The sequence below is a fragment of the Kosakonia oryziphila genome (assembly GCF_900094795.1).
Lineage (GTDB): Bacteria > Pseudomonadota > Gammaproteobacteria > Enterobacterales > Enterobacteriaceae > Kosakonia > Kosakonia oryziphila.
In genome coordinates, this window is sequence record NZ_FMBC01000021.1 from 41166 (window position 1) to 63860 (window position 22695).

A 22695-nucleotide genomic window follows, 5' to 3' on the forward strand; every position below is an offset into this window, starting at 1 on the left:
ACCTCCGGTTAACGCTGGAAGGGATAAACAGAACCGAGGTTCAGCAACTGTGTGAGTCTGTCCAGAGCTTCCCGCCCTTCCCGCAACAACTGCGGATCGGCAAGATCGTCCTGTGTCAGGCAGTCGCGATAGTGGCGATCAACCCAATCATTGAGCGTAGCGAACAACGTATCGTTCATCATCACCGCCGGATTTACCGCCTGCTGCTCCGCCCCAGTCAACACCATGCGCAAGCGCAAACACGCCGGGCCACCGCCGTTTGCCATACTCTCACGCAGGTCGAACACCTTCAGTTCACTTATCGGGTTATCCTGCGCCAGCAACTGGTTAAGATAACGCCAGACGCCTTCATGCTCCTGCGATTCCTGCGGCAACACCAGCACCATACGACCATCTTCATGGCTCAGTAGCTGACTGTTGAACAGATATGTCGACACCGCATCGGCAACCGATACCGCCTGCTGCGGTACTTCGATCGCCATAAAGCCCGGCATGCGACGGCGTAACTCCGCCAGCAGTTGTGCTTGAGCGGCAAAGGCGTGCTCATGGCAAAACAGCAACTGGCGATTAGAAACGGCAATGACATCATTATGGAACACGCCCTGATCGATGACCTGGGGATTTTGCCTGGCGTACAATACCTGCGAAGGGCGAACCTGGTTGAGGCGCGCCACCGCCTGGCTGGCCTCCAGCGTCTGCCGAGCCGGATAGCGTGTCGGTGCGAGCATGCTGCCCTCTTCCCGCCCATAGACAAAAAGCTGAACGCCCGGATCGCCATAATCGCCGCTAAAGCGGTTGTGGTTAGCAGCACCTTCATCGCCCAGCATTGCCACTTGCGGTAGCGCCGAATGCACGCTGAATGTTTTTTCATCGCGGAAAATCGCCCGCAGCAGCGCTTCGGTGGTCGGCGCTTCAATCGCGCGATGGAATTTATTGTTGAGATTCGCCACTGTCAGATGGACTTTGCCATCCACGGAGTCCGCCGAAGGGCAAACCGTGGCGGCATTGGCAACCCACATCGCCGACGCCGAGCTGGCAGAAGAGAGGATATGTGGTGCCTGAGCCGCGGCTTTTTCGACCACTTGCTCATCGCTGCCGCTAAATCCTAACTGGCGCAACACCGGCACATTCGGGCGCTCGTGCGGTGGGATCACCGCCTGCGGGAAACCGGCATCGGCTAGCGCCTTCATTTTCAGCAGCCCCTGCTTCGCTGCCAGTTTAGGGTTGGATACCTGGAAACGGTGCCGGGTCGATGCTTCATTGCCAAACGACAACCCGGCATAGTGGTGCGTCAGGCCGACCAGTCCGTCAAAGTTCACTTCACGCGCTTTCATGGTTGTTCCTCGCGGGAAAAATCGAGACCCGGACTGAGCGTTTGCGGCAGGGTCAGAGCGGCGGATTCAAGGCTCGCCATTGGCCATGCGCAGTAATCTGCCGCATACCAGGCACTGGCGCGATGATTTCCGGAAGCACCCACACCGCCGAATGGCGCGGTGCTGGCCGCGCCCGTCAGCGGTTTGTTCCAGTTAACAATCCCGGCGCGCGCTTCCAGCAACAACCGATCAAACTTCTCGCGCTGCGGGGAGATCAACCCACAGGAGAGCCCGTAACGCGTATTGTTTGCCAGCGCGATCGCTTCATCGAAATCGTCATAGCGCCAGACGCACAGCAGCGGGCCAAACACCTCTTCATCCGGAACATCGGCAACCCAGGTCATCTCAATGATGCCCGGCGTCAGCAGTGAAGTTCCTTCTTCCAGCAGACGTGGCGCCAGCAAGGTTTTGCCGCCGCGCGTTTCATGCGCCTGCCACGCGTGCAGCACATGCTGCGCGGCCTGAGCGGAGATCAAACCGCCAAGGAACGGCTGCGGCTCTGCATCCCATGCCTGCGGCGTGAGACGCGCGCTCACCTCCACCAACCGCGCAAGAAAAGCGTCACCCTCCGGTGAGCGTTTCACCAGCAAACGTCGCGCGCAGGTGCAGCGCTGGCCAGCGGTAATAAAAGCGGACTGGATCGCCAGATGCACGGCGGCATCAATATCCTGAGGATCTTCGACAATCAGCGGATTATTGCCGCCCATTTCCAGTGCGAGGATCTTCTCTGGTTGACCAGCCAACTGGCGATGCAATTGATAACCGGTATTGGCGCTACCGGTGAACAGCAAACCGTCCAGCCCCGGCAGCGCACTCAGCGCCTGCCCGGTTTCACGTCCGCCCTGCACTAAATTAAGCACCCCGGCGGGCAGACCAGCCTGCTCCCATAGTTTAACCACCGCTTCGCCGCTCCACGGCGTCAATTCACTCGGTTTGAACAGCAGTGTATTGCCCGCCAGCAGCGCCGGAATAATATGGCCGTTCGGCAAGTGGCCTGGAAAATTATATGGTCCGAAAACAGCCAGAACACCATGCGGACGGTGGCGCAGCGTTGCCGCACCGCCGGCCATTTCTGTGTGCTGTTCGCCGGTTCGCGTGTGATAAGACTTCACCGAAATGGTGGCTTTATTGATCATGGCCGCCACTTCGGTCGCTGCTTCCCAGCGCGGTTTTCCAGTTTCACGGGCAATGATTTCCGCCAGCGCGGCTTTATTGGCTTCCAGCAGGCTGGCGAATTTTTCCACCACAGCCTGTCGCGCAGCAAAAGATTCGCGAGCCCATGCAGGAAAGGTATTACGCGCAGCCCGATAAGCCGCTTCTATCTGTGTGGCACTGGCATCAAAACCGTGCCACAGCGCTTCATGACTTACCGGATTACTTTTCACCCGGCGCTCACCTTCACCGGTTACCCAGTCGCCATTGATCCATAAACTCATTGTGATTTCTCCTCGGCACAAAGGCGAACCAGCCGCACGGTATCGCCCGGCTGACATTTCAGCGCATCCAGTTCCGCAGCACTTAGCAGCAGCCGCTCAGTATTGGGATCTGCTTTGATAAGCATGACTCTAAATTGCTCGTATTGCTCATTCGCCACCATGCAGGCTGGCCACTCTCCCGGCGCGCGCTGCCCTTGTGCCACGGTAACCAGTCGGCTTTTGCGGATCGCCCGCACCCGGTCAATATCGCACTCCAGTGTCGGTCCGCCATCAAAAATGTCGACATAATTGCGGTAGCGAAAGCCCTCTTTCTCCAGCACCACGCGGGCAGGCGCGGTCTGAGGATGCACCTCGCCAATGACCGCCTGCGCTTCTTCGGAGAGGAAGTGGGTATAGATAGGATGCTTGGGCATCAATTCGGCGATAAACGCTTTCTGTCCGGTACCGCACAGATAATCAGCACGACTGAATTCCATCGAAAAGAAGCGTTTTCCCAGGCTCTCCCAGAACGGTGAGTAGCCATGCTCGTCAATGACACCGCGCATCTCCGCCACCACTTTTTCGTTAAAACGATCGCGAAAGGCCGCCATAAACATAAAGCGCGACTTCGACAGCAAATAGCCATTGCCCTCTTTGCGCCAGGCCGGATCGAGAAACAGCGTACATAGCTCGCTGCTGCCGGTGTGATCGTTACTGAGGAACAACGTCGGCCGTGCGTTGTAGACTTTCAACTCTTTCGAGGCGTGAACCTGAGTCCCCATACGGTAGTTATACCAGGGATCGTTGAGCCCTACCGCCACTTCGATGGCGCAGATCCCAGCCACTTCGCCGCTTTGCGTCTCCTCCAGCACAAAAACATAGCCCTGTTCACCCTTCGGCAGTTCCCCTTGCCACGTGCGGCGAGCGCGTTCAATACGCGCAGCGAGTGTCGTTTCATCAGCAGGTAACGATGTCAGCCCGCCGCCGGTTTTCCCGGCCAGCTTCATCAACGCCGGTAGATCGCTTGCCGCGACAGGACGGATCACCATCATGATATGTTCTCCGCAAGGAATTTTTCACAGGCGCGGGTAAAGCGTGTAAGCCCAGTGCGCACCTCTTCTTCACTGATATTCAGCGCCGGAGCAAAACGCACCACGTTACCACCGGCAATCAGCACCATCACCCCTTCCGCTGCCGCCAGTTGCGAAATCTGTTTCGCTTTTCCTGCATGTTCCGTCACCAGTTGGCAGCCAATTAGCAGCCCCAGGCCGCGAATGTCACTGAACAAAGGATGACGATCATTGAACGCCATCAGTTGCTCAACAAACCACTGGTGGCGCTGTTTGACACCGTCCAGCGTTTCCGGCGTATTGACGATATCCAGCACTGCGCCAGCAACAGCACCCGCCAGCGGATTACCGCCGTAGGTCGTACCGTGCGTACCCACATTCATTACTTTGCCGAAGGTCTCAGTGGTGAGCATCGCGCCAATCGGGAAACCGCCGCCCAGCGCTTTTGCGGTGGTCAGCACATCCGGCGTCACACCATAGTGCATATAGGCATACAGTTCGCCAGTGCGACCGACGCCGGTTTGCACTTCATCAAAAATCAGCACTGCGTTGTGACGGGTACAGAGCTCACGCAGCCCCTGTAAAAAGGCCTGATTAGCCGGTACCACACCGCCTTCACCCTGCATTGGCTCAACAATTACCGCGCAGGTGTCGTCATTGATCAGTACGCTGGCGGAAGCCAGATCGTTGTAAATCGCATGCTGGATCTGCGGCGGTAGCGGCGCAAAGTCCTGCGAGTAGGCTGGTTGTCCGCCTGCGCTGACGGTAAACAGCGTGCGGCCGTGGAAAGCATTTTTGAAAGCAACAATACCGCTTTTCTGTGGGCCGAAAGTGTCGTGGGCATATTTACGTGCCAATTTCAGCGCCGCTTCATTCGCCTCCGCACCGGAGTTACAGAAGAAAGCACGATCGGCAAACGTGGCATCCAGTAACTGTTTCGCCAGCTTCAGTACCGGCTCATTGGTGTAGCCGTTGCCGGTATGCCAGAACCTCGCCGCCTGCTCGCTCAGTGCCTTGCACAATGCAGGATGGGCGTGACCCAGCGCATTTACCGCAATACCCCCGGCAAAATCGATGTACTCGTTGCCTTGTTGATCCCATAAACGCGAACCTTCCCCGCGAACCGGAATAAAAGGCGCTGGCGCGTAAACAGGCAACATCCATTGATCAAAATTTTCACGCGTAATTGACGTAGACATAGCGACCTCATCCGGTAAATTAAAAGTTGAATAAATGTTAATTAATATGAGAATTTTCGCTGTAAATGTAGATTGCACAGTTCGTGCCAGCCAGCGATGAAAATGCATAAACGTCCTGGATAAACGAAATATCAGTAACTTACAACCTTTCGCTATTCATCTAAATTGCATAAAAAGTGAATAATTCCATATCCAGCCGAGGTGATAGGCGATCGAAGGCGCGGGTTTATGCAATAAGAATATTTAATTATTGAACTGTGATCATCAGCGAAATTAATTTTAGCGTTCCGCCCCATTTCGGCGCATTGCGCACCAAACCAGGGCGGCTGGTGCGTTTTTTGCTCATCGGCGCCAGCAATATCAATAAGTGGCGGTGGTTAAATGTAAATTCTGCTAACATCTGTGCATCTTTTTACTGCTAAGTGGCGGCGACTATGAAATTTGTCTCTTTTAATATCAATGGCCTGCGTGCCAGACCTCATCAACTGGAAGCGCTTGTTGAGCAGCATCAGCCGGACGTGATCGGTCTACAGGAGACAAAAGTCCATGATGATATGTTTCCGCTCGAAGAGGTGGCACGTCTGGGTTACAACGTCTTTTATCACGGGCAAAAAGGCCATTACGGCGTTGCGCTTTTGACCAAAGGTACGCCGGTTTCCGTACGTCGCGGCTTTCCCAACGACGGCGAAGAGGCGCAGCGTCGCATTATCATGGCGGAAATCCCGTCGCCTCTCGGCAATATCACCGTGATTAACGGCTACTTTCCGCAGGGCGAAAGCCGCGACCACCCGCTGAAATTTCCGGCGAAAGAGAAGTTCTACCAGGATCTGCAAACCTTCCTCGAAACTGAGCTGAAAAAAGAGAACCCGGTGCTCATTATGGGCGATATGAATATCAGCCCAACGGATCTGGATATCGGCATCGGCGAAGAGAACCGTAAACGCTGGCTGCGCACCGGGAAATGCTCGTTCCTGCCGGAAGAGCGTGAATGGATGGCACGCCTGAAGGGCTGGGGTCTGGTGGATACTTATCGCGAAGCAAACCCGGAAACCAACGATCGCTTCTCCTGGTTTGATTACCGCTCCAAAGGTTTTGATGATAATCGTGGCCTGCGTATCGATCTACTGCTGGCGAGCCAGCCGTTGGCCGAACGCTGCATCGAAACCGGGATTGATTACGACATTCGCAGCATGGAAAAACCGTCCGATCACGCGCCGGTATGGGCCAAATTTAAGGTCTGATGTCATGACGTCTGGCAATCCGTGGGTTACCGCACAGTGGCTGGACGATTTACTGCACCGCAATCCTCCAGCCGAAACATGGCGGCTGCTGGAAGTCGGCTATAACGCCGAACAAACCTATCGCGCCGGCCACATTCCCGGCGCGTATTACATTGACACCCAGCTTGTCGAAAGCCTGCCGTTGTGGAATGTGGTACCACCCGAAATACTGCGTGCAGTACTGTCCCGTTACGGTTTACGCAGTGATATAACCATCGTTCTCTATGGCCGTGGCAACTACGCTGCCGAACGGCTGGCGCAAATCCTGCTGTACGCTGGCGTTAACGATATTCGTCTGCTGAATGGCGGCTGGCAGAGCTGGCAACGCGCAGGGCTGCGGCAAACGATCGAGCTGCCGCCCGCCATCACCCCGCAGGATTTCGGCGCGCCGCTCCCTTCACAACCCCACTTTTTACTTAACATGGCGCAAACCCGGCAACTGATGGCACAGCCAGAGACCGTGTTGGTTAGCGTGCGCACCTGGGGTGAGTTCAGCGGCGGCACCAGTGGTTATCACTATATTTCCCCCACTGGCGATATTCCCGGGGCGCGCTGGGGACACGCTGGCGGCAACAGCCAGTTTATTGCTGATTACCATCATCCGGATGGTACTGTACGCTCCCCGCAAGAGATTGCCGCGCTGTGGCAGCAGCAGCACATCACTGGCGATAAACAGGTGATTTTTTACTGTGGCACTGGCTGGCGCGCATCGCTGGCATTTTTGCTTGCCCGCGCGCTCGGCTGGCCGAAGATCGCCGTGTATGATGGCGGCTGGTTCGAGTGGAGCCAGCCGCAGAAAATGGAACAGACGGATGACAAACCAGAAAACAGTTGAGGTGGTCGCGGCGATCATCGAGCGCGATGGCAAAATTTTGCTGGCACAGCGCCCGCCGCACGCCGATCAAGCCGGGCTATGGGAGTTTGCTGGCGGCAAAGTGGAAGCCGGTGAAACGCAGCTGCAGGCGCTAACGCGTGAGCTGCGCGAGGAGCTGGGTATTGATGCCCTGCCGGCACGTTATGTTGCCAGCCACTTGCGAGAAGTATCCGGGCGGATGATCCATCTGCATGCGTGGCATATTGTTACCTTTCATGGCGAGCCAGCCCGCCATTATCACAGCGCCTTGTTGTGGTGCAAACCCGCGGACGCCCTGAAGCAGAGGCTGGCGCCAGCGGATATCCCGCTGCTGGAAGCGTTTATGGCTTCACGCGACGCCAGACCAGCGGATTAGTGGAAATCGCGTGTTCATCGCGCTGGCACTGTAACAACACACCCTCGGCTTTGACCACCGCGCCTTCACTGTAATTCTGATTACCATACACGCAGCACTGGATGCACGGCTGCGTAGTTTGCGTCTGCCCACCGGAGCTAAAGACTTCAGGAGGGACATTCACTTCAATTCCCGGTGAGGGTAAACGTTCGGCCAGCGCGCTGCCCGCTGCTGCCACCAGTAACGCTGCTGCTATCCACGATAAACGGGCCATAACTCTTCCTTTCTGATTGACGCCACGTATTACTATAACGGATCTATTTCCCACAGCTTTAGTTTCCTCGGTCATCGTTTTTCATTATGACATTACATACATTATTAATTTCCCTGCCGTGAGGTGTTTTCGCTTCCGGTATGTACCCTTATGAATGTTATAGTCCTAAAGCGTCCATTTTTTGCGCATCACCATCACAACAAATTCACTAAAAATAAGAGACACTTATATCTATGGATCAGACACACTCTCTTGAATCTTTTCTCGGTTATGTTCAGCAGCGCGATCCGCACCAGCCAGAGTTCGCCCAGGCCGTGCGCGAAGTGATGACTACCCTCTGGCCGTTTCTTGAAGCTAACCCGCGCTATCGTCAGCTTTCACTGCTGGAGCGGCTGGTTGAGCCGGAACGCGTGATCCAGTTTCGCGTGGCCTGGGTTAATGACCACAACCAGGTGCAGGTCAACCGCGCATGGCGCGTGCAATTCAACTCCGCCATTGGTCCCTACAAAGGCGGGATGCGTTTTCACCCGTCGGTGAATCTGTCGATTTTGAAATTCCTCGGTTTCGAGCAAACCTTTAAAAATGCGCTGACCACCTTGCCGATGGGTGGCGGCAAAGGCGGCAGCGACTTCGATCCAAAAGGCAAAAGCGAGGGTGAAGTGATGCGTTTTTGCCAGGCGTTGATCGGCGAGCTGTACCGCCATCTTGGCGCGGATACCGACGTTCCGGCGGGTGATATCGGCGTCGGCGCGCGTGAAGTCGGCTTTATGGCCGGGATGATGAAAAAACTCTCCAACAACACCGCCTGCGTCTTCACCGGAAAAGGATTATCGTTCGGTGGCAGTTTGATACGACCGGAAGCCACCGGCTACGGACTGGCTTACTTCACCGAAGCGATGCTGAAACGCCACGGTCTTGGTTTTGAAGGAATGCGCGTGGCGGTTTCCGGTTCCGGCAATGTGGCGCAGTACGCCATTGAAAAAGCAATGTCCTTTGGCGCACGCGTGATCACGGCTTCTGATTCCAGCGGTACTGTCGTTGATGAAGCCGGTTTTACGGCGGAAAAACTGGCCCGGCTGTGTGAAATCAAAGCCAGTCGCGATGGCCGGATCGCCGACTATGCGCGGGAATTTGGCCTGCATTATCTACAGGGCCAGCAACCGTGGTCCGTGCCCGTGGATATCGCTCTGCCGTGCGCTACGCAGAATGAGCTGGATATGGATGCCGCACGAGTGCTGATTGCCAATGGCGTTAAAGCGGTGGCCGAGGGGGCGAATATGCCTACCACAATTGCGGCGACCGAACTGTTCCTTGCAGCAGACGTGCTGTTCGCACCGGGTAAAGCCGCCAACGCGGGCGGCGTAGCCACATCCGGGCTGGAGATGGCGCAGAATGCCGCACGTTTAAGCTGGAAGGCGGAAAAAGTGGATGCGCGTCTGCACCACATCATGCTTGATATTCATCAGGCCTGCGTCGAATACGGCGGTGAAGGTAAACAGACGCACTATGTGCGCGGCGCCAACATCGCCGGTTTTGTGAAAGTCGCCGACGCGATGCTGGCGCAGGGTGTGATTTAATTATGCCGCTGTCTGGCAATGCCTGATGGCACTTCGCTTATCAGGCTTACGGAACGACTGCGTCGCTGCCCGCCTCTGCTGATGGCGGGCGTTTTTTACTCCGCCCTTTGGCAAACGTCTTCTTCTTCTCGCTGCCTGGAGCCACCAGCCCACGGAACTGACGCACCGGCGTATTACGCGCCTGGTGGATCAGTTCATGCAACGTACTGACCAGCGGCTGCATGAAGTCCTGATAACGGCACTTTTTTTCGCTGATTTTCGTCAGCACCGACTCCCAGTGCGCCGTCATATCCGGTCTGGCCGCCATCTCCGGCAATGAATGGATTAGCGCCCGTCCGGGTTCGGTGGCGTGAATATAGCGCCCTTTTTTAACCAGAAAACTGCGTTTAAACAGCAGTTCGATAATTCCGGCGCGTGTCGCTTCCGTCCCCAACCCGTCTGTGGCGCGCAGGATCTTTTTCAGCTCTTTATCCTGCACAAAGCGGGCGATACCGGTCATTGCCGACAACAATGTCGCATCGGTAAAGTGGCGCGGCGGCTGCGTCTGACGGGCCACCACTTCGCCCTTCTCGCACAGCAGCTCATCACCCTTCGCCACCACTGGCAACGGCGTGCCGTCGTTCTCCTCGTCGCGCTCTTTCGAACCCAACAGCGTTCGCCAGCCCGCTTCCGCCAGGAAACGCGCTTTGGCGATAAACTTGCCGTTGGCGATATCCAGATCGATCTGGCATTTGCGGAACACTGCATCCGGGCAGAACTGCATCAGATACTGGCGGGCAATCAGGTTATAAACCCCGGCTTCGTTATCGCTGAGATTTACTTTCGACGCCCGCGCAGTCGGAATAATCGCGTGGTGCGCATCGACCTTTTTGTCATCCCAGCAGCGGTTGTGCGTATCCGGGTTGACTACCGGCTGCGGCAGTAGATCCGGCGCATGCGAGCCAATCGCGTTCATTACGGCATGACGCCCGGCAAAGTGCTCTTCAGGCAGATAACGGCAATCCGAACGCGGATAGGTAATCAGCTTGTGGGTTTCGTACAGCTTCTGGCAGATATCCAGCACATTTTGCGCGCTGAGGCCGTAGCGTTTCGCCGCTTCAATCTGCAACGCCGAAAGCGAAAACGGCAGCGGAGCAAGCTCCGATTCGCGCTTGTCGTTATACGCCGTAACAAGCGCTGGCTGGCCGGTGATGCGGCTGACCACATGTTCCGTCAGCGGGCGATGCAGCAGACGCCCTTCCTCATCCTGATACGGCTCGCAGGCATCGCTCGGCTGCCACAGGGCGGTAAAGCGCTCCCCGGCAGGCGTGACAATATGCGCTTTCACCTCAAAGAAATCTTTCGCCACGAAGTTTTCGATCTCTTCGTCGCGGCGCACCACCAGCCCGAGCACTGGCGTCTGTACGCGTCCGACCGAGAGCACACCCTGATAACCAGCATTGCGCCCCAGCAGCGTATAAGCACGGGTCATGTTGATACCGTATAGCCAGTCGGCGCGGGCGCGGGCCAGCGCCGATACGCACAGCGGAATAAACTCGCTGTTGGCACGCAGGCGTTCGATCGCGCGCTCCACCGCCTGCGGGTTGAGATCGTTAATCAGGCAGCGTTGCACCTGTTGACGTTTTTCCGGTGCCAGTTGCAGGTAGTCGATCACCTCGTCTACCAGCAACTGTCCTTCGCGATCCGGGTCGCCGGCGTGCACCACCTGTTCGGCATCCGCGAGCAGGCGTTTAATGACATTGATCTGTTTCAGCACCGACGGACGTGGTTGCAGCTGCCATTTTTCCGGCACAATCGGCAAATCCGCCAGATTCCAACGGGCGTAGCGGTTGTCGTAGGCATCCGGCTGCGCCTGCTCCAGCAGGTGACCGATACACCAGGTCACCACCTGACCATTACCGCACTCAATATAACCATCGCCTTTGCGATGTGGTTTGGGTAGTACATCGGCAATGGCACGGGCCAGACTGGGCTTTTCGGCAATAAATAACCGCATGAATTAACGGATCTCGATCATTGGACGACCGCCGCGAGCGCTGACCAACTCGCCAATGGCGCTCAGTTCAATACCATACTCTGCCGCCGTGGCTTTCACTTCGTTTTCCGCTTCCGGCGACACCGCCAGTAGCAGGCCGCCGGATGTTTGCGGATCGCACAACAGATCGCGCACAGACGCTGGCATTTCACCCATCAAATGACCATAGCTGGCGAAGTTACGCTGTGTACCACCCGGCACGGCGCCTTTGGCAATATACTCTTCGACGCCAGACAGTTTCGGCACAGCCTGATAATTCACCTGCGCCTGCACGCCAGCGCCCTGGCACATCTCACTCAGATGGCCGAGCAGACCAAAGCCAGTAACGTCGGTCATCGCTTGCACGCCGCCGATATTCGCAAAGGCTGCGCCAGCAATATTCATCCGGCACATCACTTCCGTTGCCAGACCCACATGCTCCGGCCTGAGCAGTGATTTTTTCTCGGCGGTGGTTAATACGCCAATGCCCAGCGGTTTAGTGAGGAACAGTTTGCAGCCCGCCTGTGCAGTGCTGTTTTTCTTCACACGATCTGTCGGTACTACGCCGGTAACGGCGAGACCAAAAATAGGCTCCGGCGCATCAATAGAGTGACCACCCGCCAGCGCAATGCCCGCCTGCCGGCAGGCAAAACGTCCGCCGTCGATCACTTCGCGGGCAATTTCCGGTGGCAGTTTATCGAGCGGCCAGCCGAGGATGGCTATCGCCATGATCGGTTTTCCCCCCATCGCGAAGACATCGCTGATGGCGTTGGTAGCCGCAATACGGCCAAAATCGAACGGATTATCGACAATCGGCATGAAAAAATCGGTGGTACTGATAATGCAAGTGCCGTTACCAAGATCATAAACCGCAGCATCGTCGCGCGTCTCATTACCGACCAGCAGATTCGGGTCGAGAAATTTTGCCTGCTCACTGTGCAGAATGGTATCCAGCACTTTGGGAGAAATTTTACAACCGCAACCGGCTCCGTGGCTGTATTGCGTTAAACGAATGGCTTGCTCGCTCATGGACATCTCCTGTCATTGCAACCCCGTTATGGTAGCGCCCAAACGGCATGGTGGTAAGTCTGCGTGTCTGAATTCACGCGCTATTGCTCATTAAGCGAACGAATAACAGCATTTTGCTGCTGAGTATGTCGCCACATAACATCACTGAATTCAATACAACAGCCATTTTGCGATGCAGAGCAACTTCTCAAACCGTGAGTTTATTTATTACTGTTGCATGACAGAAATATTACTTATCTTTTCCGCCTGAGGATGTCATTGATAATTAAAGGAACCACTAATGAAAAGACGTTTACTTACCCTCTGCATTGCCAGTTTGTTCTCTATTAATGCCTTTGCGCTTGTCCCGGCGGGCAACGATGCCACCACAAAACCAGACCTCTACTACCTGAAAAATGCGCAGGCGATTGACAGTCTGGCACTGCTGCCACCACCGCCGGAAGTGGGCAGCATTGCGTTTCTCAACGATCAGGCGCTGTATGAACAAGGCCGTCTGCTGCGCAACACTGAACGCGGTAAACAGGCGGCGGAAGATGCTAATCTGAGCGGCGGCGGCGTCGCCAATGCCTTCTCGACGGCATTCGGTTCAGCAATTACTGAAAAAGATTCCCCGCAATTGCATAAACTGCTGACCAATATGATTGAGGATGCGGGCGATCTGGCGACGCGCGGAGCCAAACAGAAGTACATGCGCATCCGCCCGTTTGCCTTCTATGGTGTGCCGACCTGCAATACCAAAGAGCAGGGTGAATTGTCGAAAAACGGCTCTTATCCTTCCGGACACACCTCGATTGGCTGGGCGACAGCGTTGGTGCTCGCAGAAATTAACCCGCAGCGACAGGATCAGATCCTCAAACGTGGCTACGATCTCGGGCAAAGCCGGGTAATTTGCGGCTACCACTGGCAGAGTGATGTTGATGCCGCGCGGATCGTCGGTTCTGCCGTTGTCGCCACGCTGCACACCAACCCAGCATTCCAGCAGCAATTGCAGAAAGCCAAAGAGGAGTTTGCCGCGAAGAATAAGTAGCGTATGCATAAGGCAGGCCGGATGGCGCTAACGCTTACCCGGCCTGCGAAAATAGATGCGGTGATTAAAAACGCGTTACGAACGGAGCAATATTCGGAACCGTAACGGTGGTGGAGGCTTTCAGTTGCGGCGTGCCAAGGTACAGAAATCCGACGATTTTGTCCTGCTCGCGGCAAGTAAACGCCTCACGCACCTGCGGGCTGTCGGTCAGCGGGCCGGTACGCCAGATACCATTAAATCCCTGTGCCAGCGCTGCCATCTGCATCGCCATCACTGCGCAACCAGCAGAAAGCAGTTGTTCCCACTGCGGTACTTTATGACCCACTTCACATTTAGCGACCACAGTAATAATCAGTGGCGCGCGTAGCGGTGAAGTGCGCGCTTTTTCAATGCCCTTCTCATCCTGGCCCGCCGCAATCGCGCCTTGCTCCAGCACCTTACCTAAACGTTCGCGCCCTTCGTCCTCAATAACGAAAAAGTGCCACGGTTGCAGCGTACCGTGATCGGGTGCGCGCATACCGGCACGCAGAATGTTATCCAGTTGTTCACCCGCTGGTGCCGGTTCCGTCAGACGTGACGCGCTACGACGGTTGACGAGTAGTTCAAGTGCATCCATTAGTTAAACTCCTGTATTGAAATTTACTCTTAAAATTAACACGGACGTAGAATTTGTTACAGAGCCGCAGGCGATTCCTGCTGACAAGAGGCGGCAGGGTAATTAGGATAACCACACTTCGCCGCGCGGGCAGCGGTGGCCTAAACAAACCAGGGAGAATACATGCGAACACTTTGGCGTTTTATTGCCGGTTTTTTTCGATGGAGCTGGCGGTTGCTGAACTTTACCCGCAATCTGGTGTTGAATTTGTTCTTTATCCTGCTGGTTCTGGTGGGCGTCGGGATCTGGATGCAGGTAAGCGACAGCAAAACCGAGCACAGCAATCGCGGCGCATTACTGCTGAATATCACTGGCGTGGTGGTCGATAAAACGTCAACCAGCGGACGTTTGGGCGCACTGGGCCGCCAGTTCTTTGGCGCCAGTTCCGATCGCCTGCAGGAGAATTCGCTGTTTGATATTGTTGAGACCATTCGCCAGGCGCAGCATGATCGCAATATCACCGGTATTGTGATAGATCTAAAAAACTTCGCCGGCGCCGATCAACCATCAATGCAGTATATCGGTAAAGCGCTGCGCGAGTTCCGCGACAGCGGTAAACCGATTTACGCCATTGGTGATAACTACAGCCAGGGCCAGTACTACCTTGCCAGCTTCGCCAATAAGATCTGGCTATCGCCGCAGGGTGTAGTGGATCTGCACGGTTTTGCCACCAATGGCCTCTACTACAAGACGCTGCTGGATAAACTGAAAGTCACCACGCACGTATTCCGCGTCGGCACGTATAAATCTGCCGTTGAACCGTTTATTCGTGACGATATGTCTCCTGCCGCACGCGAAGCAGACAGCCGCTGGATCAACGAGCTGTGGCAAAACTACCTTAATACCGTTGCTGCAAACCGCCAGATCACGGCGCAACAGGTCTTCCCTGGCGCGCAGGCGATGCTGGACGGTCTGCGCAAAGCCGATGGCGACACGGCAAAATATGCGCTCGACAACAAGCTGGTGGATGAGCTGGGTTCCGCTGCCGACGCCGAAAAAGCGATGACCAAACAGTTTGGCTGGAGCAGCGACGATAAAAACTTCCGCGCCGTCAGCATGTATGACTATCAGACGAAGAAACCGAGCGACGTCGGCGGTACCATTGCCGTGATCTTCGCTAATGGGGCCATCATGGATGGCGAAGAAACGGCGGGGAATGTCGGCGGCGATACCACGGCCGCACAGATCCGCGATGCGCGTCTTGATCCAAAAGTGAAAGCGATCGTCCTGCGGGTGAACAGCCCTGGCGGCAGCGTCAGCGCCTCCGAAATCATCCGATCTGAACTGGCGGCAGCAAAAGCGGCCGGCAAACCTGTGGTGGTGTCGATGGGTGGCATGGCGGCCTCCGGCGGCTACTGGATCTCGACGCCGGCGAATTACATCATCGCCAATGCCAGCACCCTGACCGGCTCGATTGGTATTTTTGGCGTGATCAATACGCTGGAAAACAGCCTCGATACCATCGGCGTGCATACCGACGGCGTCGCTACGTCGCCACTGGCGGATGTCAGCATGACCAAAGCGCTGCCTGACGCAGTTCAGCAGATGATGCAACTGAGCATCGATAACGGCTATAAGCGCTTTATCACGCTGGTCGCCCAGTCACGTAACAGCACACCTGAACAAATCGATAAGATTGCCCAGGGTCATGTCTGGACAGGTCAGGATGCGAAAAACAACGGTCTGGTTGATGCACTGGGCGATTTCGACGATGCGCTGGCGAAAGCCGCGGAACTGGCGAAACTCAAGCAGTGGCATGTGGATTACTACGAAGAAGAACCGGGCTTCTTTGATCGGGTAATGGACAGCATGACTGGTTCCGTGCGCGCGATGCTGCCGCAGGCGTTACAGGCTTACCTGCCTGCGCCGGTGGTCAGTGCTGCGCAGGAAGTAAAAGCCGAAACGGACAAACTGGCAGTGTTTAACGATCCACAAAATCGTTACGCCCTCTGTCTGAACTGCGCCAATATCCGCTAAACTCACCTCACACGTCCCCTCCACCGGAGGGGATTTTTTTAGATGCGGCAAGAACGAAACCATGCAAAAAAAATCTATTTACGTTGCTTATACCGGCGGTACCATTGGTATGCAACGCTCAGAACACGGTTATGTGCCGGTTTCCGGCCACCTGCAACGTCAACTGGCGCTGATGCCGGAGTTTCATCGCCCGGAGATGCCGGATTTCACCATTCACGAATATGCCCCGCTGATGGACTCTTCCGATATGACGCCGGAAGACTGGCAGCATATTGCTGACGATATAAAAGCGCATTACGACAAGTACGACGGTTTTGTCATTCTGCACGGCACCGACACCATGGCGTACACCGCGTCAGCACTGTCGTTTATGCTGGAAAATCTTGGCAAACCAGTAATTGTGACAGGGTCACAAATCCCGCTCGCCGAACTTCGCTCCGACGGGCAAATTAATCTGCTGAACGCGCTGTATGTGGCGGCAAACTTCCCGATTAACGAAGTGACGCTGTTCTTCAACAATCGTCTCTATCGCGGCAACCGCACCACCAAAGCACATGCGGACGGTTTTGATGCTTTCGCTTCGCCGAATCTGCCGCCGCTGCTGGAAGCCGGTATTCACATTCGCCGCCTCAATACGCCGCCTGCGCCGCACACGGTGGGAGAGTTGATCGTACATCCTATTATCCCGCAACCGATTGGCGTAGTGACGATTTATCCGGGGATCTCCGCCGATGTGGTACGTAATTTCCTGCTTCAGCCGGTAAAAGCATTAATTCTGCGTTCCTATGGTGTGGGAAATGCGCCGCAAAATGGCGAGTTCCTGAAAGCCTTACAGGATGCCAGCGCACGCGGCATTGTGGTGGTCAATCTGACGCAATGTATGTCTGGCAAGGTGAATATGGGCGGTTACGCCACCGGCAACGCTCTCGCCCACGCCGGGGTAATTGGCGGCGCGGATATGACCGTCGAAGCCACACTGACCAAACTGCACTACCTGCTGAGCCAGCAGCTTGATGCGGACGCTATACGTACCGCCATGATGCAAAATCTGCGCGGTGAATTAACGCCGGATGAGTGAGGAGGTTTGTATGACGCAGCGTGCTTTACTGTTGGTCGATATCCAGAATGATTTTTGCGCTGGCGGTGCGCTGGCCGTAGCCGAAGGTGACAATACCGTGGATATCGCCAATACCTTGATCGACTGGTGCAAATCACGCGGCGATGCGGTACTGGCAAGCCAGGACTGGCACCCCGCCAACCATGGCAGCTTTGCCAGCCAGCACGGGGTTGCCCCGTTCAGTACCGGCGAACTGGACGGCTTAGCGCAAACCTTCTGGCCGGATCACTGTGTGCAGAACAGTGACGGCGCGGCGCTACACCCGCTGCTGAATCAGCAGGCAATTGATGAAGTGTTTCGCAAAGGTGAAGATCCGAGGATCGACAGTTACAGCGCGTTTTTCGATAACGATCACCGCAAAGCGACGGCACTGCACGGCTGGCTGCAACAGCACGGTATTCGCGAGTTAATCGTGCTGGGGCTGGCCACTGACTACTGCGTCAAATTCAGCGTGCTGGATGCATTGCGACTGGGCTACGATGTCAGCGTGATCACTGATGGCTGCCGGGGCGTCAATATCCAGCCACAGGACAGCACGCGGGCATTTATGGAGATGGCGGTAGAAGGTGCCACGCTCTATACACTGGCGGACTGGCAGGAAACACACGCCTGAGGGGAAAGAGCCGGACGGCGGCTAGCACCTGTCCGGCTTATATTTTACAGGCCAGATAAGGCAAAGCCGCCCTCCGGCATCATGCGGCGCTTATGACTTAAACGTTGCTATCGGCTTCGGCGTAATGCCGAAATCCTCTTTCAACTGTTGCTTACTTTTCATCACCATCTGCCCGTTGGTGTCGATGGTCATGTGCTGCGCCTGCGTATTGTTGCGCGCCTGCCATAACATCACTAGTTGCAGGCTGTTCTCTTTTTGCTCCGATGTCAGCGCCACGCCGTCTGGCCATTTTCCTACTTCAACGGCCGTTACCAGTCGCTGGTAGATTTCCGGCGTCATACTGTTAACAATTTGTTCGAGATCCATATTAGTCATCTCCGTGGAATAATAGCTGAATCGATTTTTCAACCATGAGTCCGGGTACCGTCTTCATCATCCGTGAAACTCAGCGAGGCGGAGTTCACGCAATAACGCTCCCCGGTCGGCTGCGGGCCGTCCGGGAAGACATGGCCCAGATGTGCATCACATTTCCCGCAGCGAATTTCTATGCGCTGCATACCGTGGGAATTGTCATTGATGTAGCGGATCGCGTCTTCGCTCACCGGTTCGAAAAAACTCGGCCAGCCACAGCCTGAATCATACTTAGTTTGGGAGTTGAACAGCGCAGCATCACATACCAGGCAATGGTAAACGCCATCACGTTTGTTATGCAGCAGATGGCCAGTGAAAGGGGGTTCTGTGCCATGATTTTGCGTCACGTAAAACTGCATTTCAGTCAGATCTTTTCTCAGGTCGTCTTCGGAGGAATTCTTCGGCATATGCACACATCTCGCGGTAAAAGTAAGACCATTTCTTCCAACGATTCTAACAAAACATTAACACCAGGGTGCTAAATTTTGTTCTAAACTTAGTAGTTGCGATAAAGCAGCCAGGTAATTGTGACAGGTTTCACGTTTTTATCCTGCCTGCCCTTTAAAATCCCACGCGGCGCCTCCATATGGGGAGGATGCTCAAAGGAAGAGTGAGGCGAGTCAGTCGAACAAAGGTTATGCGGAGGATTGATTTGTCGCAATGATTGACACGATTCCGCTTGACGCTGCGTACGGTTTTTGTAATTTTACAGCCAACCTTTTATTCACTAACAAATAGCTGGTGGAATATATGACTATCAAAGTAGGTATCAACGGTTTTGGCCGTATCGGTCGCATTGTTTTCCGTGCTGCTCAGGAACGTTCTGACATCGAAATCGTTGGTATTAACGATCTGTTGGACGCTGAATACATGGCGTACATGCTGAAATATGACTCTACTCACGGCCGTTTCAACGGTACCGTAGAAGTAAAAGACGGCCACCTGGTTGTTAACGGTAAAACCATCCGTGTTACTGCTGAGAAAGATCCGGCTAACCTGAAATGGAACGAAATCGGCGTTGACGTTGTTGCTGAAGCTACCGGTATCTTCCTGACCGATGAAACTGCTCGTAAGCACATCACTGCTGGCGCGAAAAAAGTCGTGCTGACTGGTCCGTCTAAAGACAACACTCCGATGTTTGTTCGTGGCGCGAACTTTGACAAATATGCTGGCCAGGACATCGTTTCTAACGCATCCTGCACCACTAACTGCCTGGCTCCGCTGGCTAAAGTTATCAACGACAACTTCGGTATCATCGAAGGTCTGATGACCACTGTTCACGCGACCACCGCAACTCAGAAAACCGTTGACGGCCCGTCTCATAAAGACTGGCGCGGCGGCCGCGGCGCATCCCAGAACATCATCCCGTCCTCTACCGGTGCAGCTAAAGCTGTAGGTAAAGTACTGCCGGAACTGAACGGCAAACTGACTGGCATGGCATTCCGCGTTCCGACTCCGAACGTATCTGTTGTTGACCTGACCGTTCGTCTGGAAAAAGCAGCATCTTACGAAGAAATCAAGAAAGCCATCAAAGCCGCTTCTGAAGGCCCGATGAAAGGCGTTCTGGGTTACACCGAAGATGACGTTGTATCTACCGATTTCAACGGTGAAGTTTGCACTTCCGTGTTCGATGCTAAAGCAGGTATCGCACTGAACGACAACTTCGTGAAACTGGTTTCCTGGTACGACAACGAAACCGGCTACTCCAACAAAGTTCTGGACCTGATCGCTCACATCTCCAAATAAGTTGAGATGAGAACATGATCTGAAAGAGCGACTTCGGTCGCTCTTTTTTTTGTTTTCAAGACAGAGGATTGCGTTAATGATTACAAAAATTTTTGCACTTCCGGTACTCGAAAAAATTACCCCAACGCTTACTCGCCGTAAAATGGACGAACTGGATGTGTTAGTCGTTGAACATCCGCAGGTTAAAGCTGCCTTTACCTTACAGGGCGCACATCTGCTCTGCTGGAAACCGCAGAGCGAACAGGAAGTTTTGTGGCTGAGCGGCAACACCCCGTTTAAAAATGGCATCGCAATCCGTGGCGGTATTCCGGTGTGCTGGCCCTGGTTTGGCCCGGCAAAACAGCAAGGGTTACCTGCACACGGTTTTGCACGCAATCTGCCGTGGACGCTGAAAGCGCATAATGAAGATGCAAACGGAGTGGTGCTGACTTTTGAACTGCAAAGCAGCGATGCCTCGCGCAAATTCTGGCCGCATGACTTTACCCTGTATGCACGCTATAAACTTGGCGCGACCTGTGAAATTGAGCTGGAAGCCCACGGTGAGTTTGAAACTACCTCTGCCCTGCACACCTACTTCAACGTTGGTGATATCGCCGCGGTGAAAGTGAGCGGGCTGGGCGATCGCTTTATCGATAAAGTGAATGACGCAAAAGAAGATGTGCTGGCCGATGGCGTACAGACCTTCCCGGATCGTACCGATCGCGTCTATCTGAACGCTGAAGGTTGCAGCCTGATTCATGATGGCGCGCTGAACCGCACGATTGAAGTAACCCACAGCCATAACGCCAACGTGGTGGCCTGGAACCCGGGCCCGGCTCTCTCCGTCAGCATGGCCGACATGCCGGACGATGGCTATAAAACCTTTGTCTGTGTGGAATCGGTCAATGCCACCATCGCGCAAAAAGCGACTGCCGAAAAACCGTCCCGCCTTGCACAGAACATCCGCGTGGTTAAACGCTGATCCACTGCCTACCCTCTCCCGCAGGAGAGGGTTAAAGCGCGTTATTACACAACATCGAGCGGCGTTTTACGGTTGGGTGCCGGAAACGCGTTATCGAGTCGCGCCAAATCATCTGCACTGAGTACGATTTTCGACGCTGCCGCATTTTCCTCGACATGCGCCACGCTCGCCGCTTTGGGAATTGCCATCACTCCCTTATGACTGATGACCCAAGCCAGCAGAATTTGCGCCGTGCTGGCGCGGTGCGCATGGGCGAGATCCTTCACCACACTGCTTTCCAGTAAACCCTCTCGCAGACGCCCGGCCTGCGCCAGCGGACAATACGCCATAACAGGCATTGCCTGTTGCTGGCACCAGGGCAGTAAATCGAATTCAATCCCACGGGAACCGAGATGATACAGCACCTGATCGGTAGCACAGGCTTTGCCGCCGCTGATGCGTGAAAGTTCCTGCATATCGCTGTAATCGAGGTTAGAGACACCCCAGCGACGGATTTTACCCTGCTGCATCAGCGTTTCCATCACCTCGACAGTTTCGGCAAGCGAGTAGTTGCCGCGCCAGTGCAGCAGATAGAGATCGAGTACATCGGTTTTCAGGCGACGTAAGCTCGCTTCACAGGCCGCAATCGCTTTTTTACCGGCTGCATTCCACGGATAGACTTTGGAGACCAAAAACACCTTATCGCGCAAACCGCCCTGTAGTGCTTCGCCGACCACCTCTTCAGCGCCACCTTCCGCGTACATTTCAGCGGTATCGATCAACGTCAGCCCCAGATCTATGCCCGCCCGGATCGCATCCACTTCTTTAGGTCGCGCACGTGAATTTTCACCCATATACCATGTGCCCTGGCCGATCGCGGGTAGCGTTGCGTTATCGGTAAAAACGATGTTTTTCTCTGCCATTTTCTCCCCCTGCGATAAATGCACCACCGTAAAACAAAACAGGGCCAAAGGCCCTGTTTTGATGCACAGATTGCGCTATTCAAATGCACAATCAGAAGCGGTAGGTCACACCCGTGAATAACAAGCCAGTCCAGGACTTATCCACCATTGGACTGTCTTTAATTTCACTCGACAAATGGGTATAGCGACCACTGCCGTAGATACTCCAGCTATCGGTCAGGCGGTAGTTGACACTCAGCTCAAGATACGGGTTCAAACTGCTACCGGGATCGTAGCTGTTTAAACCGCTGCGACGCGCTTCAGAAGCCGAGACGCCATAATAGTAATCATTCTGGTTGTTGCTATTCCACTCGACGCCAATTCCCGGCGTCACCATCAGACCGCCGTTATGGTATGTGTACAACCACGCGGCATCCCCGGTGATGCCATTACTGTTATCCAGCACATCGCCAGCAAGCGAGGTGCGCAGAAAACCATACGGCGTGTTATGAATATACGACAGCCCCGCCATCACGGTCGCATTACGGCGATCCAATTGGCGTAACTGATTATTATTACTGTCTTTTGGTTTAAACCGCCAAGGCGAGTAATAGGCCGTAATCGATAGTTTATCCGCCTTATCATTCCACAGATAGTAGCCGCCACCGATGCCACGAAACCAGAAATCATCGCCTTCATAGGTGAACACCGGAATAGGCAGTACATCCCTGTCATACTGTTTGTACGGCATTTCCACGACGCCCACACCAGCGCCCAGGGAAAAGGTATTTTCTGCATTCGCCGCAAAGGCGGAACCAGCAGTCAGCACACCCAGTGCCAGGAGTTTGAGTTTGGTCACAGTCCTTCC

General features: G+C 54.8%; 22 protein-coding genes. 10 read left to right on the plus strand and 12 right to left on the minus strand.

Annotated features, from left to right (window positions below; translation table 11 throughout):
• Positions 1 to 8 precede the first annotated feature (8 nt).
• Genes astB through astC form a run of 4 tightly spaced genes read right to left on the minus strand, consistent with a single transcriptional unit; the run spans position 9 to position 5057 of the window.
• Positions 9 to 1334, minus strand: coding sequence for an N-succinylarginine dihydrolase (gene astB / locus GA0061070_RS11730; protein WP_090136327.1), 1326 nt, complete (start codon positions 1332 to 1334; stop codon positions 9 to 11).
• Positions 1331 to 2809, minus strand: a complete 1479-nt coding sequence (gene astD, locus GA0061070_RS11735; protein ID WP_090136328.1) for a succinylglutamate-semialdehyde dehydrogenase — start codon at positions 2807 to 2809, stop codon at positions 1331 to 1333. Before astD ends, astB begins: the two co-directional genes overlap by 4 nt.
• Positions 2806 to 3840 (minus strand): arginine N-succinyltransferase, encoded by a 1035-nt coding sequence (gene astA, locus GA0061070_RS11740; protein ID WP_090136329.1) that lies wholly within the window; start codon positions 3838 to 3840, stop codon positions 2806 to 2808. Before astA ends, astD begins: the two co-directional genes overlap by 4 nt.
• Positions 3837 to 5057 carry a succinylornithine/acetylornithine transaminase gene (astC, locus tag GA0061070_RS11745; protein WP_090136355.1) on the minus strand — a complete coding sequence of 407 codons (1221 nt, stop codon included), beginning with the start codon at positions 5055 to 5057 and terminating at the stop codon, positions 3837 to 3839. Before astC ends, astA begins: the two co-directional genes overlap by 4 nt.
• Positions 5058 to 5491: 434 nt before the next feature.
• On the opposite strand from astC, the gene xthA reads away from it, so the two are divergent.
• From xthA to GA0061070_RS11760, 3 genes are read left to right on the plus strand one after another with little or no spacing between them, the layout of a single operon-like run.
• Positions 5492 to 6298, plus strand: a complete 807-nt coding sequence (gene xthA, locus GA0061070_RS11750) for an exodeoxyribonuclease III (protein ID WP_090136330.1) — start codon at positions 5492 to 5494, stop codon at positions 6296 to 6298.
• A gap of 4 nt (positions 6299 to 6302) precedes the next feature.
• Complete coding sequence (locus GA0061070_RS11755) at positions 6303 to 7172, plus strand: sulfurtransferase (protein ID WP_090136331.1); 870 nt, start codon at positions 6303 to 6305, stop codon at positions 7170 to 7172.
• On the plus strand, positions 7150 to 7566 hold the full coding sequence (locus GA0061070_RS11760) for a pyrimidine (deoxy)nucleoside triphosphate diphosphatase (RefSeq protein ID WP_090136332.1): 417 nt from the start codon (positions 7150 to 7152) through the stop codon (positions 7564 to 7566). Before GA0061070_RS11755 ends, GA0061070_RS11760 begins: the two co-directional genes overlap by 23 nt.
• On the opposite strand, the gene GA0061070_RS11765 is transcribed toward GA0061070_RS11760, so the two are convergent.
• Positions 7532 to 7819 (minus strand): DUF1496 domain-containing protein, encoded by a 288-nt coding sequence (locus GA0061070_RS11765; RefSeq protein WP_090136333.1) that lies wholly within the window; start codon positions 7817 to 7819, stop codon positions 7532 to 7534. The genes GA0061070_RS11760 and GA0061070_RS11765 overlap by 35 nt on opposite strands.
• Before the next feature lie 233 nt (positions 7820 to 8052).
• Between GA0061070_RS11765 and gdhA the strand changes: the two genes are divergently transcribed.
• Positions 8053 to 9396, plus strand: a complete 1344-nt coding sequence (gene gdhA / locus GA0061070_RS11770; protein WP_090136334.1) for an NADP-specific glutamate dehydrogenase — start codon at positions 8053 to 8055, stop codon at positions 9394 to 9396.
• A gap of 46 nt (positions 9397 to 9442) precedes the next feature.
• On the opposite strand, the gene GA0061070_RS11775 is transcribed toward gdhA, so the two are convergent.
• Positions 9443 to 11392, minus strand: coding sequence for a DNA topoisomerase III (locus GA0061070_RS11775; protein ID WP_090136335.1), 1950 nt, complete (start codon positions 11390 to 11392; stop codon positions 9443 to 9445).
• A gap of 3 nt (positions 11393 to 11395) precedes the next feature.
• Entirely contained in the window at positions 11396 to 12439 is a 1044-nt protein-coding gene (gene selD / locus GA0061070_RS11780) for a selenide, water dikinase SelD (protein ID WP_090136336.1), read from the minus strand.
• Positions 12440 to 12719: 280 nt separating this feature from the next.
• On the opposite strand from selD, the gene phoC reads away from it, so the two are divergent.
• Positions 12720 to 13466, plus strand: coding sequence for an acid phosphatase PhoC (gene phoC, locus GA0061070_RS11785; RefSeq protein ID WP_090136337.1), 747 nt, complete (start codon positions 12720 to 12722; stop codon positions 13464 to 13466).
• A gap of 64 nt (positions 13467 to 13530) precedes the next feature.
• Here the strand turns inward: phoC and GA0061070_RS11790 are convergent, their stop codons facing one another.
• Positions 13531 to 14082: an NAD(P)H nitroreductase gene (locus tag GA0061070_RS11790; protein ID WP_090136338.1), complete on the minus strand. Its 552-nt coding sequence runs from the start codon at positions 14080 to 14082 to the stop codon at positions 13531 to 13533.
• A gap of 162 nt (positions 14083 to 14244) precedes the next feature.
• Here GA0061070_RS11790 and sppA point away from each other — a divergent pair, with 162 nt between their 5' ends.
• From sppA to pncA, 3 genes are all read left to right on the plus strand, one after another.
• Positions 14245 to 16098 (plus strand): signal peptide peptidase SppA, encoded by a 1854-nt coding sequence (gene sppA, locus GA0061070_RS11795; protein ID WP_090136339.1) that lies wholly within the window; start codon positions 14245 to 14247, stop codon positions 16096 to 16098.
• A gap of 61 nt (positions 16099 to 16159) precedes the next feature.
• Positions 16160 to 17176, plus strand: a complete 1017-nt coding sequence (gene ansA / locus GA0061070_RS11800; RefSeq protein WP_090136340.1) for an asparaginase — start codon at positions 16160 to 16162, stop codon at positions 17174 to 17176.
• Between the two features lie 10 nt (positions 17177 to 17186).
• Positions 17187 to 17828 (plus strand): bifunctional nicotinamidase/pyrazinamidase, encoded by a 642-nt coding sequence (pncA, locus tag GA0061070_RS11805; protein WP_090136341.1) that lies wholly within the window; start codon positions 17187 to 17189, stop codon positions 17826 to 17828.
• Positions 17829 to 17918: 90 nt separating this feature from the next.
• Here pncA and GA0061070_RS11810 read toward each other — a convergent pair whose 3' ends face one another.
• On the minus strand, positions 17919 to 18194 hold the full coding sequence (locus tag GA0061070_RS11810; protein WP_090136342.1) for a YeaC family protein: 276 nt from the start codon (positions 18192 to 18194) through the stop codon (positions 17919 to 17921).
• 38 nt (positions 18195 to 18232) lie between these two features.
• Positions 18233 to 18646 carry a peptide-methionine (R)-S-oxide reductase MsrB gene (msrB, locus tag GA0061070_RS11815; RefSeq protein ID WP_090136343.1) on the minus strand — a complete coding sequence of 138 codons (414 nt, stop codon included), beginning with the start codon at positions 18644 to 18646 and terminating at the stop codon, positions 18233 to 18235.
• Between the two features lie 343 nt (positions 18647 to 18989).
• Between msrB and gapA the strand changes: the two genes are divergently transcribed.
• Entirely contained in the window at positions 18990 to 19985 is a 996-nt protein-coding gene (gene gapA, locus GA0061070_RS11820) for a glyceraldehyde-3-phosphate dehydrogenase (RefSeq protein WP_017456513.1), read from the plus strand.
• 76 nt (positions 19986 to 20061) lie between these two features.
• A complete protein-coding gene (locus tag GA0061070_RS11825; RefSeq protein WP_090136344.1) occupies positions 20062 to 20946 on the plus strand; it encodes a D-hexose-6-phosphate mutarotase in 885 nt (294 codons plus the stop codon).
• Between the two features lie 44 nt (positions 20947 to 20990).
• Here the strand turns inward: GA0061070_RS11825 and GA0061070_RS11830 are convergent, their stop codons facing one another.
• Positions 20991 to 21848 (minus strand): aldo/keto reductase, encoded by an 858-nt coding sequence (locus tag GA0061070_RS11830; protein WP_090136345.1) that lies wholly within the window; start codon positions 21846 to 21848, stop codon positions 20991 to 20993.
• A gap of 91 nt (positions 21849 to 21939) precedes the next feature.
• The gene (locus GA0061070_RS11835) at positions 21940 to 22686 is read right to left on the minus strand and encodes a MipA/OmpV family protein (RefSeq protein WP_090136346.1); all 747 of its coding nucleotides are present in this window, start codon (positions 22684 to 22686) and stop codon (positions 21940 to 21942) included.
• Positions 22687 to 22695: the final 9 nt, after the last annotated feature.